Genomic DNA, 17,319 nt, shown 5'->3' with positions numbered 1-17,319 from the left:
TTATTTGAGAAACCCATTCTATATCCTCCTCTCCCTCCATACTCTAAGTCAATGGGTTGAAAAAACAGAGCATTTTTCCAACTCCTTTAACACTTTGCATCCTTGATTATTGCTTCTTAAACAGGTATCTTAGAAAGGTGGGTAAATAAAAGTATGATAGTCATGTATATTAATCAGACTAAAAAATGAAAGAATTCGAACTTAAAGACACCGACTCTGAGGACATTGATGACACTCTTAGAAAAGTTGAGAGCTCATTTGACATAGAATTCACTGATGATGAACTATTCCATCTGAAGACATTCGGAGAACTTTGTGATCATATTATCAACAAGATTCAACTCGTTCACTCAGACGACTGTACAAGCCAGCAGGCGTTTTATAAGCTGCGTAAGACAATTACCCAATCACTTCATATTAGTCCTGAGGTAATTACTCCCGAAACTACTCTTGCATCCATTCTACCGAGTAACAATAGACGTTCCAGAATAAAAGATATGGAGATGATCTTAGATTTCAAGCTTCATATTTTAAGACCACCTTATTGGGTATTCATAACTCTTTTGATTTTGTCAGTTGTATCCCTTGCCGGACTTTTCATTAAATCACCTATCAGTTTGGCAGGCCTGGCTCTTTCTATATCCGGATTTTGGTTAGCATTTAAAACTGCTAATGTACTTAGCCTGCAAACTGTTGGTGAGCTCACTGAGAAGATTACAAGAGAAAACTATCTGAAATCAAGACGTAATCCAAAGACATTTAACAAGCATGAAGTTGAAAAAGTATTGATAGACTTGTTTAGTGATGATCTTGGCATAAACAAAAGTAAATTAACGAGAGAGGCGACGTTTAAATGAATATCCCGTGACTGCTCTATTCAAAGAAAATATCATGATATGTTAGTTATTGATATGTTGAAATACACGATTAAAGAGTAATAAAAAAATATCTAGATCAATGAAAAGGTTTGAGTTCAAAGTAGCACGAGAATCAAGGGTTTTAACTGCACTTTTTATTTTTGGGATATCTATGGTTGCTTCCTATTATTCAACTCAATTAATTGAAAATATTGTCATGAAGAATATTACTCCAATATTTTTGATGATTATTCTAAATGGCCTATCTATATATTATGTTCCTGCAAGTCTCACCGTAACATTAATAGAAGATAAGTTGCAATTTACATTTAAGAAAAAACTTTTTTTCAATTATCCTCCAATAAGTGATATACACTTAAAAGACATCAGAGTAATAGTGATTGATAGAGATTCTGTCAGAAAAATCACTACTATCAATCAGAAAGTTTCAATTTGTAATTTAAAGTCTAACACAAACGATTCATTGGAATTTACAGGGTTTCTGCACAGAATGACCAGAGTTAGAGTAATTGATAGTTGGGATGCACTTAAAGAAGGTGGATATTTAAAAATTATCTATATTATAAATATACTAATAATGGCAGGAGGAATGGGCTTATTAATATATTCCTTGTTGCTAAAAGGTTTTATTTCAAACCAAGCATTGTTTTTAGCTGGAGGAGTGTTTCAAGCAATTCCAGTTCACTTTATCATTAAAAATAAATTAAACAAGCAATAAAATAAAAGGAATATATAAGATCTGTTGAATTGGAAACAATATCTTCTCAGATGACAAACTAATAGTAATAAATCCATACATGAATCTTTTCAAAAAAAAGAAACCAGAATTATTAACAGACTTTGTACAAGAGCCCCCATTGCCGTGGACAAATAGAGTTGTTATACCTGCTGCCGGTATAATAGCAAGTGGATGGACACTTGACAATAAGGTATTTTTACTTTCAGCAGATGGTTATTCTGTATCCGACCCAACATCAGGGCTTCGTGAAATAAGGAACTATGATGAAGATGATATTGCAATGAGTAAATTTTCAAATGATAATCTTGAATTTACTATTGACGAACTTAAACAAACCATTAAAGTATTCGGACTTAGAGGAGGAAATGGAAATCATACAACATCTGATCAATGGAGCTTAGATTCATTTACTCCTTCGCTGGGAGAGCAAATTGTGGGAATCCAAAATTTTAAGACAAGTAAGAACAATAGTATATACTGGAAACAATTCACCCTGATATCACTCATAAGACTTGAATATACAACAATGACATATGGTTTTTCACCCAATGAAAAGCACGTTGGAATTTTTGGTTCTGCAGGTGCAGAAATATTTACAAGAAACGAATAATCACTTTTGTTTTAATGTTCGAATCAAAAACACAAATAAAGACTAGGAATTTCCTTGGACACATTAAACTCTTAAGTCAAAATTCATCTGACAGAGCAGTTGAAGGATTTCAGAAAACAGAAAAAGAATTGATAAAACAATTCATATCTGAAACATCCGACTTCATTGACCATAACGAATGGGGAACAGGATTAGAAAACCTATTAGACAATCTTTACGAAATAGGATTTACTATTGATCAAAAAGGAATCGACCTTATAAAGGATGCAATTCAAGAGTGTGGTATGGAATATAAGGATTGGATTTTCATTGAAGAGTTGGTGAAACGATAGTTAATACTAGCAATTTAAAAAAATGAGAAGGAACCTGTAATTATTTTTTTTAGATATCCAGTAAAACCTTCCCCATCTTATATTTGGCCAACTATTCTTCTTATTTCTTAATAAGAAAAGAGAGTTTTTAACTAAAAAAATATATCTTTAATATTTATTTATAATTAAACAAAACAAATACCACAAAATGAAAAGACTTTTTATTGTATTCACAGCTTTTTTGGGAACTTATGTAGCACAGGCCCAGCCTGAATTTAACTCTATCATTACTCCAAAGGACGGACAAATTTTTAAATCTTATACGCTGGAAGACGTTACTGTATCTCCGGGAAATGGCGGAGCCAATCAATATTGGGATTTTTCAGAGATTACTTTTCCTGAAGAATCTGCTGGCATTCAAACGTATTTCTTTGCGAATCCGTCTAATGCATCGGCCTTTCCAACAGCAAATTTTATAGAAAATTCAGACGAAATTACCACTTATTATAATTATACATCAACCGAGGAAGTTGAACTTGGATATTATGATTCAGCTGAAGATGCATTCCCTTCAACGATGGTTTATTCCGATCCTAAAACCACCTTTAAAGCTCCCTTTGCTTATAATGAGACACAAACAGATGATTATTATGGAAGTATAACCATTGGAGAATATTCATATATTGAATCAGGAAGTAATACCAATACTTATGATGGTTATGGCACTTTAAAAACTTCCTTTGGAACATTCAACAATGTAATTCGAATTAAAATATCCGGTATCTCCAATTACGAAATACAGGGATTCGGGACTCATTCCACAACCATTGATGCATATGGATACTTTATTCCAGGATATACTTTACCTTTATTTGGTATTGTGGAAGCAACGGTTAATGGTCCTGAAGGAGAAACTTCATTTAGCGCAATAACTGCATATGATCCAGCTTCCTTAACTTCAAATAAAAACGCATACCTACAGAATCTAAAATTATCTGTAAGTCCTAACCCAGCGTCAGACATCATATCTGTCGACTTTAAAGATCTTGCTTCTGATAATTATATATTAAAGATTACAGAACAAAGTGGGGCTATTGTAAAGGAAAACAGCATCTATGCTGCAAAAGGTGAAAGCCACAACATTGATATCTCAGATCTAAAAAATGGTTTATACTTCCTTGAAGTATCTTCGGACAAAGGAAAAGCTGTTAAGAAAATCGTAAAGCTATAAGCACTTCAGAATAAATAAAAGTCCTGTCTTATGTTTTGTTTCATTAAGACAGGACTTTTATTTTATATAAAAAACAGAATCCGCTTATTCAACGAGACTTATTATGAGGAGTAAGCTTTTACTTTTTGATTTATTTCGTCTCAAAGATCCACCACATCTCCGTATCACCTGTTCTATCAAAGCTGACGAGTATTTTGCCAATATATAACAGCTTAGTTGTTTAGTTTTCAAAAAAATGTGAGAACAATCAGACGGCCTTAAACAAGGGCTTCATTCAGCAATAATTATTTTAAATCACACTATGATCTAGTAGTATTCAGAAATGATAAAATTAAAATACAGTTATAATTTCTAGTATTTCAAATTCTCATATATATCATACAATACTTATTATATCATTGAATGCTTCCTTCCCTTATCTATTTAAAACCACATCAAATCCGAAAGCATCAATGACAACTAAAATATTAAAACATCATTTATATGAAGTAACATTGATTTTTTATAAATATTTTTTTATTCCACCAGGCTACGTTTTTTTTTTCGACTCAGTCTTGATAAAAAAACAACACAACTAACAACAAAAACTATGAACGCAAAAATCTACTTTAAGCAATTGCTTGTGCTGGTGATTGTATTCGTTTATTCCATCAATGTCAATGCTCAGAAGCATGGCTGGTATGGCTTTAAGAATGTAATAAGCAGCGTATATCCCAACCCATCTACAGTGGGAGATACATTAGTATTAAAAGTTCATGCTGCTGCAACTGATACATTTTCAGTTGCTATTTTTAATGATGCAGATAGCATTAATCTGAATGTTAACGGGGGAAAAACAACCTTACCCCTCCTTAATGTCGGAGTATACCAATATATAGTATCAGACACCGATGGCAAAAAAGTTTCGTTTGGTGCTATTATAGTAAAAGAACCAAGGGTAAGAACTATTGTATTCCCTAACCCTTCTACTGTAGGAGACACGGTTTCCATTAAGATTGAAGCCCCTGCTTCAGAATCTTTCACGCTTACAATAGCAGACACAGGTGACGTAATTTTACACACTTTAACAGTAACCGGAGGCACTTCTCTATTGCCTCAATTGTCGGTGGGCAACTATACTTATTCTCTAGTGAATGCTGATGGAAAGACAGTATCAAAAGGGAAAATAAATGTAAAAACGCCAAGGGTGATTTCACTTGTAAAATACAATCCTTCAGTAGTTGGAGATACAGTCTCTCTTTTAGTTTTTGCATCGCCGACCGAAAGTTTTACATTAACTATTGCTGATACTGCCGGTGCTATATTAAACACATTGAGTGTTCATGGCGGAGCAAATGTACTTCCTGTTCTTTCGGTGGGAGTTTATTCCTATGCACTGGAAGACGCGCAAGGCTATATTGTGTCAGGAGGTAAAATAATTGTAAAAGCACCTACAATCAAAAGTTTTGTACATCCTTATATCACTCACGCCGGGGATACCTTATCCATCAAGATAATTGCAGACGCAACGAAATCTTTCACATTAAACATTTATACTTTCAGCGATAGTCTGGTACAAACCTTAACTGTTAGTGGAGGATCTAACAGCTTGCCAACTCTTGCTTCAGGATTTTATTATTATGAGCTTATTAGCGTTGAAGGATATAAAGTATCTAGAGGAAAAATTGCCATACTTCCTCCAAAGGTACATACAGTCATAGCACCAAATCCATCTAATGCAGGGGAAGCAACCATTGCAGTAGATGCTGATGTTACCGAAACTTTCACCTTAAATATTTATGATTCAGCAAACCTAGTTTCTACACAAACTATTACAGGTGGAATTACTTTACTTCCTGCGACACTTGATTCCGGAATACACTTCTATACAGTAGTGAATGCTGACGGATCCATTGTGTCCAAAGGAAGAATTATGATTTATTAAGTACAGGTGTTATGACAAAGTGAGCTCATTGGTCGAAAGATCAATGAGCTTTTTGTTTTGGTTTGAAAACATTTGAATAGACTCAACCATATAAGAATCTTCACCATTGATTTACTGACCTTAAAAGGGTCCTATGCGATACATAAATGCTTCCCAGATAATCAATTTCTCTTTGTGATAACAATAATTATTTTTATAATTATGAGATATTAATATTAGCTGATCAATAAACAGCTTACTTCGAATAACTTTAAGAAACTAACCTGATGAGAAAAGAAGTTTCAGACTTTTGGATTGGAAGTTTTGATAGCAAAGATGAATACTTTAATTTTTTTGGGGAAAATCCTGACTTCTATCAAGACGAAGATGATATTGAAGAAAAATACATTTCCAAATTTGCAGAAAGTCAGAGTGAAAATTGGATTGATCACGACTTTATGGAAAGCGGATTTGAAGATGGGAATGGAACTTTTATAGAAAGGTTTAAAAAGTACTCATATTCTGATCAGTGGATAACAGAGCTATCTGGAAAAGCTAAAGAATCAGATTTAAAGAAAATTAATACTATTGTATTCATTACTAAAGGCAGGATCAAAAAGCCTGTGTCTATATCAACTTCTGAGTATTCATTGCAATATATCGGACAAATTGAATATTACATTTAACAATAATAATACTGCTTTAACTATTAAAACAATGCTAAGCATATAGAGCAATTCAGAATGTATTACCAATCCTGATGAGTAATCTTTTCTTTTACTGTCTCCTGTATTCTCTCTTCCATATCTTTGTCAAACTGCTTTATAGCTTCAAATGAATTTTGCACAGATAGTCCTGTTGTAGTGATACTTCGAGGACTTCCATCTCCTTTGATATACACTTTGCCTCTCTGCTTGTGACTAACCCTATAGTTTTCAAGTGCATCTATACAATGATTGTATCTAGCATATAGATCCTGGTCATCTTTTCTTTTCAAAAAAGACTTAAGTTTATATCTATAGGGTTCAAGTGCTTCTAAAAACTCCCGGCTATGTTTTGGGAAATACTTTCTGGAGGCAATCATTGCTTTACCCATTGTAGATTCCATTTCCAGTCCCAGAATGAGATCTATCAGCTGAATACAGCCAATCTGCAAACCACTTACCCCTTCAAGAAGACTTTGGCTTTGAGTATCCTTCAATCCCCAGACGAAAGAAGGCTGGATATGCTCGCGCCATTGTTCCATATTAAGCTTTTGCCCCCTTACTTCTCTGTTAAAGACAGTGGTTATACCAAGGATGCCTTCATATAGCATGTCCAAAGCATTGGCAAGCATTTCTTTATCATTTTCTATCATTGCATTCAATATATTCATACAGGCTTTGTTAGCGGTAGTACCAACCACTTCAGTCATTATGAAGATTTTTATCCAGTGTTCCAACTGTCCTTGAAATTCCTTGCAAAGCCAGTTATGGATTAAGGAAAGATCATTAAATTGTATTTTGTCTATCAGAATGTTTGTTCCAGGGGCTTGCCCATTTATCTGAAAATTCATGAGCATAATGCTCCACAATGTGCCGCAATGAGGGTGTTCTAGCTTGTCAGCAAGGTAAGTTAAAGGCTTCCAGATTGGATCAGGAAATTCCATCTGTTGTTTTTGAAATTCTTCAGGCTCAGGAGGCAGATAGTTCCAGCGATAGCAATGTGCAAGCAATGTTAATACAGAAAGGAGCTTTTCTTGCTCCCAATAATTCAAAGCATCTATTTCAGTATCAGTGATGGATACATCTAAAAGAGTTTCATAAACGAAACTTCTGACACCTCCCCGCTCCTTGCTATTCCACAGATACATTGAATTCAACAAATCTACATATATATTAAAAGGCTCAGGCAATTGTGCAAGAGGCACATTTTGAGGCAGGAAACTTGGATGTTTTAAGAATAGCTGAATTTGCTCTGTGAGGACAATAGGAGGCATATGATCTATACTTTAGTCTAACAGAAGTGAATATAGACAATGCTGGTTTGGGAAGGCTGAGCAGTTTGTGAATGCAGCCTTTCAGCATGTGAAAGTATGTTTTGGATTATTAATATTAAAAATTAATCAGAAGGTATTCCCTCAGAATTGCAGCTAATAGGATTAAGTTCAATTCTATGAAAAATAAATACTTCTTTATATTCATTAATAATTATGACTAATGAATTTAGTTCACTTTTATGTTGCAATTGCAGTTTCCATTGTCCTTGCTTACACTGTTGAGCTTTACAATTCCGGTTTCCATATCCACGATCCATCCTGTCTTATATATCCGAAATTACCGTAATTCTCTATTCTGAATATATTGTTTCCAACATATTTAATGTTTTGGAACTTACATGGCAGTAATATATTTCCGTTAGACTCTGCCAATCCATTGTTAGATTCAGTAGAGATCGTATAATAGCCGCTTTCCTGAGGAACAATGGTTGTATAGGAAGCTATTGGTGTTAAATTTATATCCAGCAATTCATTCCTGAACATCCTTTGATCGGTTCCGGCAACCTTCTCCTCAAGCCCTATAATTGCCCGATTGTTTTTAAAAGATTCAGCCTTATTAGCCTTTAATACCATCTCTCCGGACTTATTATAAAACTTGTTTCCTACTACAAGATAATTGTTAGAAAATTGGCCTATCTGAGTTTCTTTTGCTGGTGCAAATACAACATTTCCAAAGTGATCTATAACTGTTGTATGGCCTCTTACCAGACAAACAGCCAAACCTTCCGAGAAAGGTCCGCAACTCTGAAACTTACCCTGGATCTGAAGACTATCACCAAACGTTATAAAACCACTTCCTCCTCCTTTGATCCTTACAAAAGCAAGGCCTTCATGAAAGCCTGTTCTATTTGTCACATGATTAGTATAGAATGCAACATTTCCTGTCGTATCTAAAAAGCCATTTTTATTACCTTTTACAAATGACATCTGTCCTTCAGAAGGTGATCCCAATTGCTTGAAGGCATCCTTATTTAACTTTTTTCCGGAATAAGCATAAATAACACTTTTTCCATTTTTCTTTTGGGCCAGCACCAGATTTTCTGACATGGTAATATTTTTATAGCGAGGTTTGATCAGTATTTTACCATCTCTGTTTATAGTCCCCCATTTCCTGTTTTGTTTTACTAATGCAATTCCATCTTTAAAGCTTTCTGCTCTTGAAAATTTTCCACGAATAACTATTTGTCCATTATGATCAATATATTTCCATCCTGAACGATCTTTAACAGGTGCAATACCTTCAGAAAAGTTTCCTGCTGAAGAATAAGCAGGAGCTATCACATATTGGCCGCCCGAATTAATATACCCCCATAATCCATTGCTTTTTACTGCAGAAAGACCTTCATTAAAGCCATTTACTTCAGCATAAGCAGATTCTATAACTAAGTTACCGTCCAGGCTGCAAAAGCCCCATAATCCATCTTTCTTAACAGGGATCAAATTTTCATTCACCTCTCCCACATTTTCGTATTCAGTTTTAAGGAGAACTTTTCCATTTCCATCTATAAGACCTTCCAGCTTCTTAATCTCCTGCAGCTGAAAGAATCTATGCTTTGATTCCGGTAGCCAGCCAATAAAGCCATATTTAGGCTCAATGACATATTTTCCAAGTGAGTCTATAACACCATATTTCTTATCTATACTTATAATTGCTTTGCCATTTATAAAATCTGAGGCATATTCAAACTTAGGATCAATGAACATCTTTCCCTTTGTATTTAAATAGCCCCAACGCCCTCCAACGATTTTCAAGGAATGTCCAAACATGGTCCTGCGATCATCATTAATATCGTTGCCATTTACATAAGAACCACCAATATTCACTCTTGCCACTCCATTCTGAAAAGGACCAATATAAGTAATTAGCTGATTGACCATACGTCCTCCTACTTTCAAATTCAGCTGGGTTGTTAAATGGCCGTTCGATTTTAAAAGACCATGTCTGCTACCTGGCAATATCACTCTTGTCAAGCCATATTTTTCCATCTCTTCCAACTGAATATCCCAATACTCTGTATTGGCAATATATTTGGCACTATCTGTTTCTTTAATGCCAATTAAATGAGTAACATCATGTAAATTGTTTTTAATTAAAGTTTTTATTTTGGCATTAACTGCGTAGGTATGTCTCTTGAGCACTAAAGTATACCGCTCTCCTTTTGTCACTGTAAATGGCACATTTCTACTATTGAGAGATATACTATTCGTATCAAAATTAACAGTATTGAAAAAGTTTCCATTCCATGGCTTATACACCCTTCCTCCTACCACAATTCTATGAACATTGTGATAGGTAAGTTTTTCTTCCAGATTATTATTTTGAGTGAAGCTAAAAATATCAAGATCAGTACCTCTGTAACATTTAAGTCTGTTATCTTCAACTTCCATATCATCATATTGTGGTAACTGAAATACTTTACCATTCGTCTTCAATAAACCTAGCTTATTCTCCAAAGAAAAAACCGACATTCCAAAACTATTAAACGGATCAATGAAGTCGTACTTGACAGGAAGAATCACATTGCCCTTATGGTTTAGCAAACCTACATGTTTACCTTTTTTTACTATTAAATGGGCTTTATCTAAAAGAGCAATAGCATCAAAAACAGGTTCATGCAGAACACTCCCCGCAGTGTCAGCCACACCTACTCCGTTTAGGTTCTTTATGATAATATACTCGCTCATTAAAATCGAAAAATTACTATACCTTTTTTCTAACAGGTATTTTTTATTTCTCAGATTTAACAAGGTAAGCTCGCTTGGCTTATTATAAACGATTACAAAATCTTTATCTATAACTTTAAAATATCTCCATTCTCTATCTCCTGATACTATTTCATTCAATGTGTTATAGAAGCTATACAGCTCATATTTTTTAAAAGCGAAATAATTACCTGTCTTAATAAACTCTCCTCCGAGCTTAGGTGATATTATAACATTATGTAAAGAATCGGTTACACCTGCTTGCCCATCTATTGTCCATACCTGAAAGTATCCACTGCTATCAAACTCAGAGGCATTGCTCCATAAGTCATTTGAAATCTTAAGCAGGCCTGAATGGAATAAACGATAGCCTTTCTCTTTATCCTGAAGCAGAAAGGAGTATTTATTTATCTGAAGAATACCAGAATAGACAAAAGGAGTCAATACTTTTCCATTCACATTGGCAAGCGCAAAAGCAGAGTCTTCAAGAATAAAAAATCCGGATTTAAGCGCCTGAACACTTTTATATCCGAATGGTATAACAACATTCCCCTCTCTATCTATTACACCATACTTTTCATTTTTTCTTACAATTGAATAACCTTCTGAAAAATTTGAAACACGATCATAATCGAAATTAATTTTCAGCTCTCCGTTACAATCAACAAATCCCCATTTGCCATTACTTTTAACAGGAAGTAAAGGGCAGGCAGTGATCACCTGCTCTTTTAAAAAAATTATAATAAAGATGAATAAGATCTTTCTCATTGCATGAATCAGGCGCCTATCAATCGTCTGATCTGGTCCGCTGAAACAATATTCTCAGGCATGGTTTCCAGATCCACATTTAATTTACCTGTCTTTCTGATTTCTTTAAGATCAAGCTTCTTAAATTCATTATTAGAAAAAACAGCAACCTTTTCATTGGGAAGTATAACAACTAATGCATTATCTGCATCTTGTAAAAATCGAAATTTATTCAAATTGCTTTTTGCAAACTTATAAGCAACTCTGGCATCCCCTGAAATCAGATAAACTTTACCTTCACTGTTATTATTATATTCGTCATTATCAGTATTAATGCTGAGATCAGCTGCTACCGCTTCATTAGAATAATAAATTCTATCACAGTTATAAAAACCGAAACGATTTATTGCGAGGACTCTTGAAACTATACTTTTTGAATCCGGCAATATCCCCATCTCTTCTTTCTTCTTTCGGATATACTCCTCCTTATTTGCTATAAATTGTTCATAAGCCTTATCAAAAGCTTTACCAACTAATACTGGCTTTACGAGAAGTGTATCGAATTTAGTATTGCTCTTCAATACCAATTGAAAAACAGACTTCTCACGATCTTTTGGAAGCAGTTCCATATTCCTCCAATTAACCTTATAAAGGTCCTTATTATTTACCAAATCTGCATTCACATCGTCTCCCGCATACTGCCACATCAATCCTTTCAGAGAGGCAAGCTCTGGGTAATTTTTTACATCTATTTTAAGATCAACAATGTGTCCATTAGGGTCATATGCAGCAGGACCTATTGGAAATTCATCATCTAGTTTATTACCATCGGTATTTGCAGGTCCAGCCAAGACAGGCATTGGAACGAGATAAGTCCATTTTCCTGTGACTGTATCAAGTTCATATCCATTATAGCTCCCATCTGATATACTTGTAGTCATTTTAATTTTAAGACTACTTCCTTCTTTTATAAAAATCGGACTATTATTCTGATATCCGTTTATATCAAACATACCAGCAGTCTGAAATATATTTTGCATCCCGGCACTGTCATATTCCATTGGGATACCGTTTAAAATTACATCTATGGCATCTTTGAATTCCCTGTATTTAAACTGTACCTGTCCTTTTACAGGAGTGCCGTCAGCATATACAAATGCATTTACAGGAACCTCCATTTCTGTCATTGCTGATAACCGAACCAAACCACCATTTTCTACATCACGAAAATTGATAAATTCGGCCTTTGTTTTGAGGATTGTTATTGGAGGCTGAAGCAGCTTATTTTCAATCGACTCAGTACTTTCAGATGAAAGCTCCTTCTTAGTGGTGCATGAATACAAAAAGCTGTTAAGGATAATAATACCAAGGAAAAGATTAGATCTGCTCATTATTAAAAAGTTTATATTTAATCAGATTGAACGATAAAATTTAACAAAAATTATTCTATTATAAAATTTCTTTTTTTCTAAATATAAACAGTAATGAGGACTTCTCTTACCTTAAAAGTAACCTTCGAGAACCCAACAACATAATTCATTGATTACAAAAAGCTTGTTTGTTTTCCTCATTCACTGTCCCACTCTCCTTGTGGTATAGTATACAACATTGACAGAGCTTATTTTTCCTTTTTATTACTTTTATCGTCCGTCCAGCTAGCGGATGAATAATTATCTCTATTTCAATGAAGGTATATAAATGAAAAGAAACCAGATATTAAGTATTTTATTTCTATTCCAAATCTCTTTCCTATTTGCACAAAAGCCTAATATCGTAATCATTTATGCGGACGACATCGGCTATGGAGATTTTCATTGTTATTATCCTCAAAATAAATTACAAACTCCCAATGTGGACAAGCTTGCAAAGGAAGGACTTGTTTTTACCAGAGCCTATACCACTGCTGCTACCTGCACTCCTTCCAGATATTCTCTTCTTACAGGTGAATATCCATGGCGAAAAACTGGAATAAAGGTATTGCCTGGTGATGCCACAGCACTTATTAAATCAGGTAGCCCAACAATAGCATCTGTTTTTAAAAATGTAGGTTATGAAACCGCAGTTATAGGAAAGTGGCATCTGGGGCTTGGAGACTCACTTGGTCCTGACTGGAACGCAACGATCAAAGAATCCCCAAATGACATAGGGTTTAAATACTCATATATCATGGCTGCAACAGGTGACAGAGTTCCAACAGTGTATGTAGAAAACGGCAAAGTAGTGAACCTGGATCTTAAAGACCCGATAGCTATAGATTATAAAAACAAAATCGGCAATGAACCAATCGGTCGAGAACATCCTGAACTGCTTAAAGTGAAACATTCCCATGGTCATGACTTTACAATCGTCAATGGTGTGGGAAGAATTGGTTACATGTCAGGAGGAAATGCTGCAAGATGGGTGGACGAAGACATGGCAGATACCTTTACTAATAAAGCAGTGGGATTCATTGAGACAAACAAAGACAAGCCCTTCTTCCTGTATTTTGCCACTCACGACGTTCATGTTCCAAGAGTGCCAAATGCAAGGTTTGCCGGCAAAAGCGGATTAGGAGCCAGAGGTGATGCATTATTGGAATTTGACTGGGCTGTTGGTGAAATATTGAAAACACTTGAACTAAATGGACTGAATAAAAATACTCTGGTAATCTTAAGTAGTGATAATGGGCCAGTACTGGACGATGGATATCAGGACCAAGCAGTAGAACTATTGGGCGCCCATCAACCTGCAGGAGATCTAAGAGGTGGTAAATACAGCATCTTTGAAGCAGGCACCCGAGTGCCTTTTATTGTCAGATATCCGGGAAAAGTAAAACCAGGTGTAAGCAATGCCCTGATAAGTCAAGTCGATTTAATTGCGAGTCTAAGTACCTTGATCGGACAAAGCACTCCTAAAGAAGCTGTAGATAGTCAAAATCAATTGAATGCGTTGCTTGGCAAAGACAGAATAGGAAGAAAAGATTTAGTCATCAATACTCAATCAGGAGGCGCATATGCCATTGTGGAAGAAAGATGGAAATACATCACTCCTACCGACGGACAGGCCAAATCAAGAACGAATGTTGAGCTGGGTAATAGCCCCTCTCCACAGTTGTATGATTTGAAGGCAGATACACGCGAAAGGAACAATCTGGCAGAAAAAGAAACAGAAGAAGTAAAAAGACTTGAAAAGCATTTGGAGGAGATCAGAAACAAATAGTTTAGCAAATGAAAAAACACTTTATCATACTGGCAATACTCTTATGCCATCAGCTTTCAGCCCAGCAAAAGCCCAACATCGTTTACATCCTTGCCGATGATCTCGGTTTCGGTGACATTGGTGCAAATGGCCAAAAAATTATTGAGACGCCTAATATAGATGCTTTAGCAAAAAATGGTATCAACCTGAAACAGCATTATGCCGGTGCTCCCGTTTGTGCACCTTCGCGCTGTGCTTTACTTACCGGCAAACATATGGGCCATGCCTATATCAGAGGTAATGACGAATGGGGAGAAAGAGGAGATGTATGGAGTCTGAAAGCTATGAATGAAAATCCCAAGCTAGAAGGACAAAGACCAATGCCTGACAGCATTCTTACTATTGCTGAAGTATTGAAGAGTAAAGGATATACTACTGCACTGGTTGGTAAATGGGGACTTGGAGCACCATACACTGAAAGCACTCCTAATAAGCAGGGTTTTGATTTCTTCTTTGGATATAATTGTCAGCGTCAAGCGCATACGCTATACCCTACTCATCTTTGGAAGAATGAAGAGATTGTACCACTTAAAAATAAGTTTGTAGATTATCATTTAATGCTGGACTCACTTGCAGATCCATATCAGAAAGCATCCTATGCCAATTATGAACTTATTGATTACGCTCCTGAAGTGATGCATAAAGAAGCCCTTGCATTTCTCAATACCAAACATAAGAAACCGTTTTTCCTCTTTTACGCTTCTGTGATTCCCCACGCTCCTCTCCAGGCATTGCATAGATGGGTAGAATATTATGAGAAAAAAATAGGCAAAGAAGAGCCATACTATAAAGGAAAATATTATCCTAACCGTACACCTAAAGCAACACGTGCTGCCATGATATCCAATCTGGACGAGCAAGTAGGCGATCTGGTAAAAACATTAAAAGCAACCGGACAATATAACAACACGTTGATTATATTCTCGAGTGACAATGGTTCTACATTTGCAGGAGGAGCTGATATTGCCTATTTCAACTCAGCAGGTCCATCTCCGGAGGAAGATGGAAGGTTAAAAGGAACAGTATATGAAGGTGGTATCAGAGTACCTTTCATAGCCTGTTGGCCGGGCAAGATCAAGGCTGGAACTGAGAGTAATCATATCAGTGCATTTTATGATTTTTACCCAACTGTACTTGACATTGTTGGAGAAAAAACAAAAAAGAATGATGGCATCAGCTATCTTCCTGTTTTGTTAGGCAAGCAGCAAACGCGTCACGAATATCTTTATTGGGAATTTCCTGAGCATAACGGACAACAGGCCATCAGGTGGGGTAAATGGAAAGCTATAAGAGAAAATCTAAAAGATGGTAATTTGCATACATCTCTGTATGATCTTGAGAAGGATCCTCAGGAGTTAAAGGATATGTCAGCACAATTCCCTGATATTATAAGTCAGGTAGAGCAATTTTTCAAAGAAAGTCACCAGCAGCCCGAGGTGAAGAGGTTTAGGTTAGAGGCTTTGGGGGATAAATTGGAGTAGAGAAAGGAGGATTCTGTTATTTCTTAAATTCTGCTTGCTTCTTATTCCAAGTAAAAGTCCTATCAGAATGATGGAAGACTACAATAATAAACGACCACATGAATCATTAAATGGGCTTACTCCAAGAAAATTTGTAGAAGTCAATGTTGTACTTCAATAAATTAATCAATCTACTTTAGGATTGTCCTAATAATGGGAAGGTTACAGTAACTTTATCAAATATCACATCACAAAGTCTCTCAAAAATCATGAAAAAAATAAAGGTTCGCTCTCGCAAACCCTTTTATATCAAATATAAACTATATTAATGCTCAAAGATAATTCTGTATATCCTTTAATCCCATAAATCCCAGTTCAGACATTTAATTCCTGTTACCAGAAGTGTGAAGGACAAATAACTCTGTTCTTCATTTTAAGTCTGTATCCGACAACTATCTCATGAGAACCACCACTATATAGTCTTATATCACTTGTTGTATAATCGTATCCGTAACTGATATCCCATGTATTGTTAATGATAACACCTGCAAGAAAAGCGATCGCATCTGTATTACGATAAGATACTCCTGCCCATAAGAAATCTTTGTAACGAAGTTTTGCATTGATATCATAAGAAACAGGTGCCGGAGATACTGATTTAACACAGAAAGACGGAATTAGAGCAAAGTCATACCCGATTGGGAATCTATAACCTGCCATGACAAAGAAGTGTTGAGCCAGTTTGCCTGACGTAATAGCCCCATCTTTTTGATTGTAAAGATTTTGTGGCATTACCTGAACCATAGAACCTCCTACAAAGAATTTATCTGAATATACCCAAAATCCAGTGTTTATATCGGCTAGCGAAGTGTTGGATGAGCTTGCGAGTAAAGCATCGTCAGGATTAGCAGTATGCAGCATATTGGCATTTAAAGAGTACTGTTGAAGTCCTCCCATTATACCCAAAGATGCATACAGGTTCTTTGCAAATTGAAGATGGTAAGAATATGCAAGGTCTATGGTTGTGTTTTTCGTTGGTCCTATAACATCGTTAGATATTATAGCTCCTACGCCATGAAACCCATTTTTTTTGTTCTTTGACCTGTTATTGGTAACTCTTGACTTACCAAGAGCTGTGTGAGCACTCAGATACATTGTACGAGGAGCACCTTCAAAACCAACCCACTGCTTTCGGAAACCTAATCTGATGTCCGTATAATCCTCAGTTCCTGAAACTGCAGGATTCAGCATAAATGGATTAACCATGTACAGGGTGTATTGTGGTTTCTGCTGTCCCAAAGCAAATACCGAACAAACCAATACTAGTAAGGCTGATAAGTAATATTTTTTCATTGTTGCCATTTAACTCTTACTTAAATCTTTTGTTAGTCCGTCTGCCCGCAAGGAGGGAGACTTTAATGAATGTGAATTACTCATTCTCAACTCTAATCTTTCTCTCTTT

The 17,319-nt window shown here is 35.6% G+C and carries 13 protein-coding genes; 9 read left to right on the top strand and 4 right to left on the bottom strand.

Annotation, left to right across the window (positions count from 1 at the left end; translation table 11 throughout):
• The first annotated feature begins 185 nt into the window (after positions 1-185).
• From J7604_RS09130 to J7604_RS09100, 7 genes are all read left to right on the top strand, one after another.
• The gene (locus J7604_RS09130; protein WP_293894455.1) at positions 186-857 is read left to right on the top strand and encodes a hypothetical protein; all 672 of its coding nucleotides are present in this window, start codon (positions 186-188) and stop codon (positions 855-857) included.
• 100 nt (positions 858-957) lie between these two features.
• Positions 958-1,596: a hypothetical protein gene (locus J7604_RS09125; RefSeq protein WP_293894452.1), complete on the top strand. Its 639-nt coding sequence runs from the start codon at positions 958-960 to the stop codon at positions 1,594-1,596.
• A 79-nt stretch (positions 1,597-1,675) separates the two neighbouring features.
• Positions 1,676-2,227: a hypothetical protein gene (locus J7604_RS09120; RefSeq protein ID WP_293894449.1), complete on the top strand. Its 552-nt coding sequence runs from the start codon at positions 1,676-1,678 to the stop codon at positions 2,225-2,227.
• A 14-nt stretch (positions 2,228-2,241) separates the two neighbouring features.
• Entirely contained in the window at positions 2,242-2,559 is a 318-nt protein-coding gene (locus J7604_RS09115) for a hypothetical protein (protein WP_293894446.1), read from the top strand.
• A 187-nt stretch (positions 2,560-2,746) separates the two neighbouring features.
• Complete coding sequence (locus J7604_RS09110; RefSeq protein WP_293894443.1) at positions 2,747-3,769, top strand: T9SS type A sorting domain-containing protein; 1,023 nt, start codon at positions 2,747-2,749, stop codon at positions 3,767-3,769.
• A 589-nt stretch (positions 3,770-4,358) separates the two neighbouring features.
• Positions 4,359-5,693, top strand: coding sequence for a T9SS type A sorting domain-containing protein (locus J7604_RS09105; RefSeq protein ID WP_293894440.1), 1,335 nt, complete (start codon positions 4,359-4,361; stop codon positions 5,691-5,693).
• Positions 5,694-5,959: 266 nt separating this feature from the next.
• Entirely contained in the window at positions 5,960-6,358 is a 399-nt protein-coding gene (locus tag J7604_RS09100) for an immunity 22 family protein (protein ID WP_293894437.1), read from the top strand.
• A gap of 62 nt (positions 6,359-6,420) precedes the next feature.
• Here J7604_RS09100 and J7604_RS09095 read toward each other — a convergent pair whose 3' ends face one another.
• From J7604_RS09095 to J7604_RS09085, 3 genes are all read right to left on the bottom strand, one after another.
• A complete protein-coding gene (locus tag J7604_RS09095; protein WP_293894434.1) occupies positions 6,421-7,650 on the bottom strand; it encodes a hypothetical protein in 1,230 nt (409 codons plus the stop codon).
• Between the two features lie 285 nt (positions 7,651-7,935).
• Positions 7,936-11,181: a WG repeat-containing protein gene (locus J7604_RS09090; RefSeq protein WP_293894431.1), complete on the bottom strand. Its 3,246-nt coding sequence runs from the start codon at positions 11,179-11,181 to the stop codon at positions 7,936-7,938.
• Positions 11,182-11,189: 8 nt separating this feature from the next.
• Positions 11,190-12,551, bottom strand: a complete 1,362-nt coding sequence (locus J7604_RS09085; protein ID WP_293894428.1) for a hypothetical protein — start codon at positions 12,549-12,551, stop codon at positions 11,190-11,192.
• A gap of 307 nt (positions 12,552-12,858) precedes the next feature.
• Between J7604_RS09085 and J7604_RS09080 the strand changes: the two genes are divergently transcribed.
• Positions 12,859-14,358: an arylsulfatase gene (locus tag J7604_RS09080; protein ID WP_293894425.1), complete on the top strand. Its 1,500-nt coding sequence runs from the start codon at positions 12,859-12,861 to the stop codon at positions 14,356-14,358.
• Positions 14,359-14,366: 8 nt separating this feature from the next.
• The gene (locus tag J7604_RS09075) at positions 14,367-15,878 is read left to right on the top strand and encodes an arylsulfatase (protein WP_293894422.1); all 1,512 of its coding nucleotides are present in this window, start codon (positions 14,367-14,369) and stop codon (positions 15,876-15,878) included.
• A gap of 372 nt (positions 15,879-16,250) precedes the next feature.
• Here J7604_RS09075 and J7604_RS09070 read toward each other — a convergent pair whose 3' ends face one another.
• Positions 16,251-17,210 (bottom strand): type IX secretion system membrane protein PorP/SprF, encoded by a 960-nt coding sequence (locus tag J7604_RS09070; RefSeq protein WP_293894419.1) that lies wholly within the window; start codon positions 17,208-17,210, stop codon positions 16,251-16,253.
• Positions 17,211-17,319: the final 109 nt, after the last annotated feature.

The organism is Sporocytophaga sp. (genome assembly GCF_017745095.1).
GTDB lineage: Bacteria > Bacteroidota > Bacteroidia > Cytophagales > Cytophagaceae > Sporocytophaga.
Note: the sequence above shows the minus strand (reverse complement) of the source record. Positions and strands in the feature narration are given on the sequence as shown.

Excerpts from the sequence above, each read along its gene's own strand:
- J7604_RS09120 (WP_293894449.1), top strand. The coding sequence starts at position 1,676 with ATGAATCTTTTCAAAAAAAAGAAACCAGAATTATTAACAGACTTTGTA.
- J7604_RS09095 (WP_293894434.1), bottom strand. The coding sequence starts at position 7,650 with ATGCCTCCTATTGTCCTCACAGAGCAAATTCAGCTATTCTTAAAACAT.
- J7604_RS09085 (WP_293894428.1), bottom strand. The coding sequence starts at position 12,551 with ATGAGCAGATCTAATCTTTTCCTTGGTATTATTATCCTTAACAGCTTT.
- J7604_RS09125 (WP_293894452.1), top strand. The coding sequence starts at position 958 with ATGAAAAGGTTTGAGTTCAAAGTAGCACGAGAATCAAGGGTTTTAACT.
- J7604_RS09075 (WP_293894422.1), top strand. The coding sequence starts at position 14,367 with ATGAAAAAACACTTTATCATACTGGCAATACTCTTATGCCATCAGCTT.
- J7604_RS09110 (WP_293894443.1), top strand. The coding sequence starts at position 2,747 with ATGAAAAGACTTTTTATTGTATTCACAGCTTTTTTGGGAACTTATGTA.
- J7604_RS09115 (WP_293894446.1), top strand. The coding sequence starts at position 2,242 with ATGTTCGAATCAAAAACACAAATAAAGACTAGGAATTTCCTTGGACAC.
- J7604_RS09070 (WP_293894419.1), bottom strand. The coding sequence starts at position 17,210 with ATGAAAAAATATTACTTATCAGCCTTACTAGTATTGGTTTGTTCGGTA.
- J7604_RS09130 (WP_293894455.1), top strand. The coding sequence starts at position 186 with ATGAAAGAATTCGAACTTAAAGACACCGACTCTGAGGACATTGATGAC.
- J7604_RS09090 (WP_293894431.1), bottom strand. The coding sequence starts at position 11,181 with ATGAGAAAGATCTTATTCATCTTTATTATAATTTTTTTAAAAGAGCAG.
- J7604_RS09105 (WP_293894440.1), top strand. The coding sequence starts at position 4,359 with ATGAACGCAAAAATCTACTTTAAGCAATTGCTTGTGCTGGTGATTGTA.
- J7604_RS09100 (WP_293894437.1), top strand. The coding sequence starts at position 5,960 with ATGAGAAAAGAAGTTTCAGACTTTTGGATTGGAAGTTTTGATAGCAAA.
- J7604_RS09080 (WP_293894425.1), top strand. The coding sequence starts at position 12,859 with ATGAAAAGAAACCAGATATTAAGTATTTTATTTCTATTCCAAATCTCT.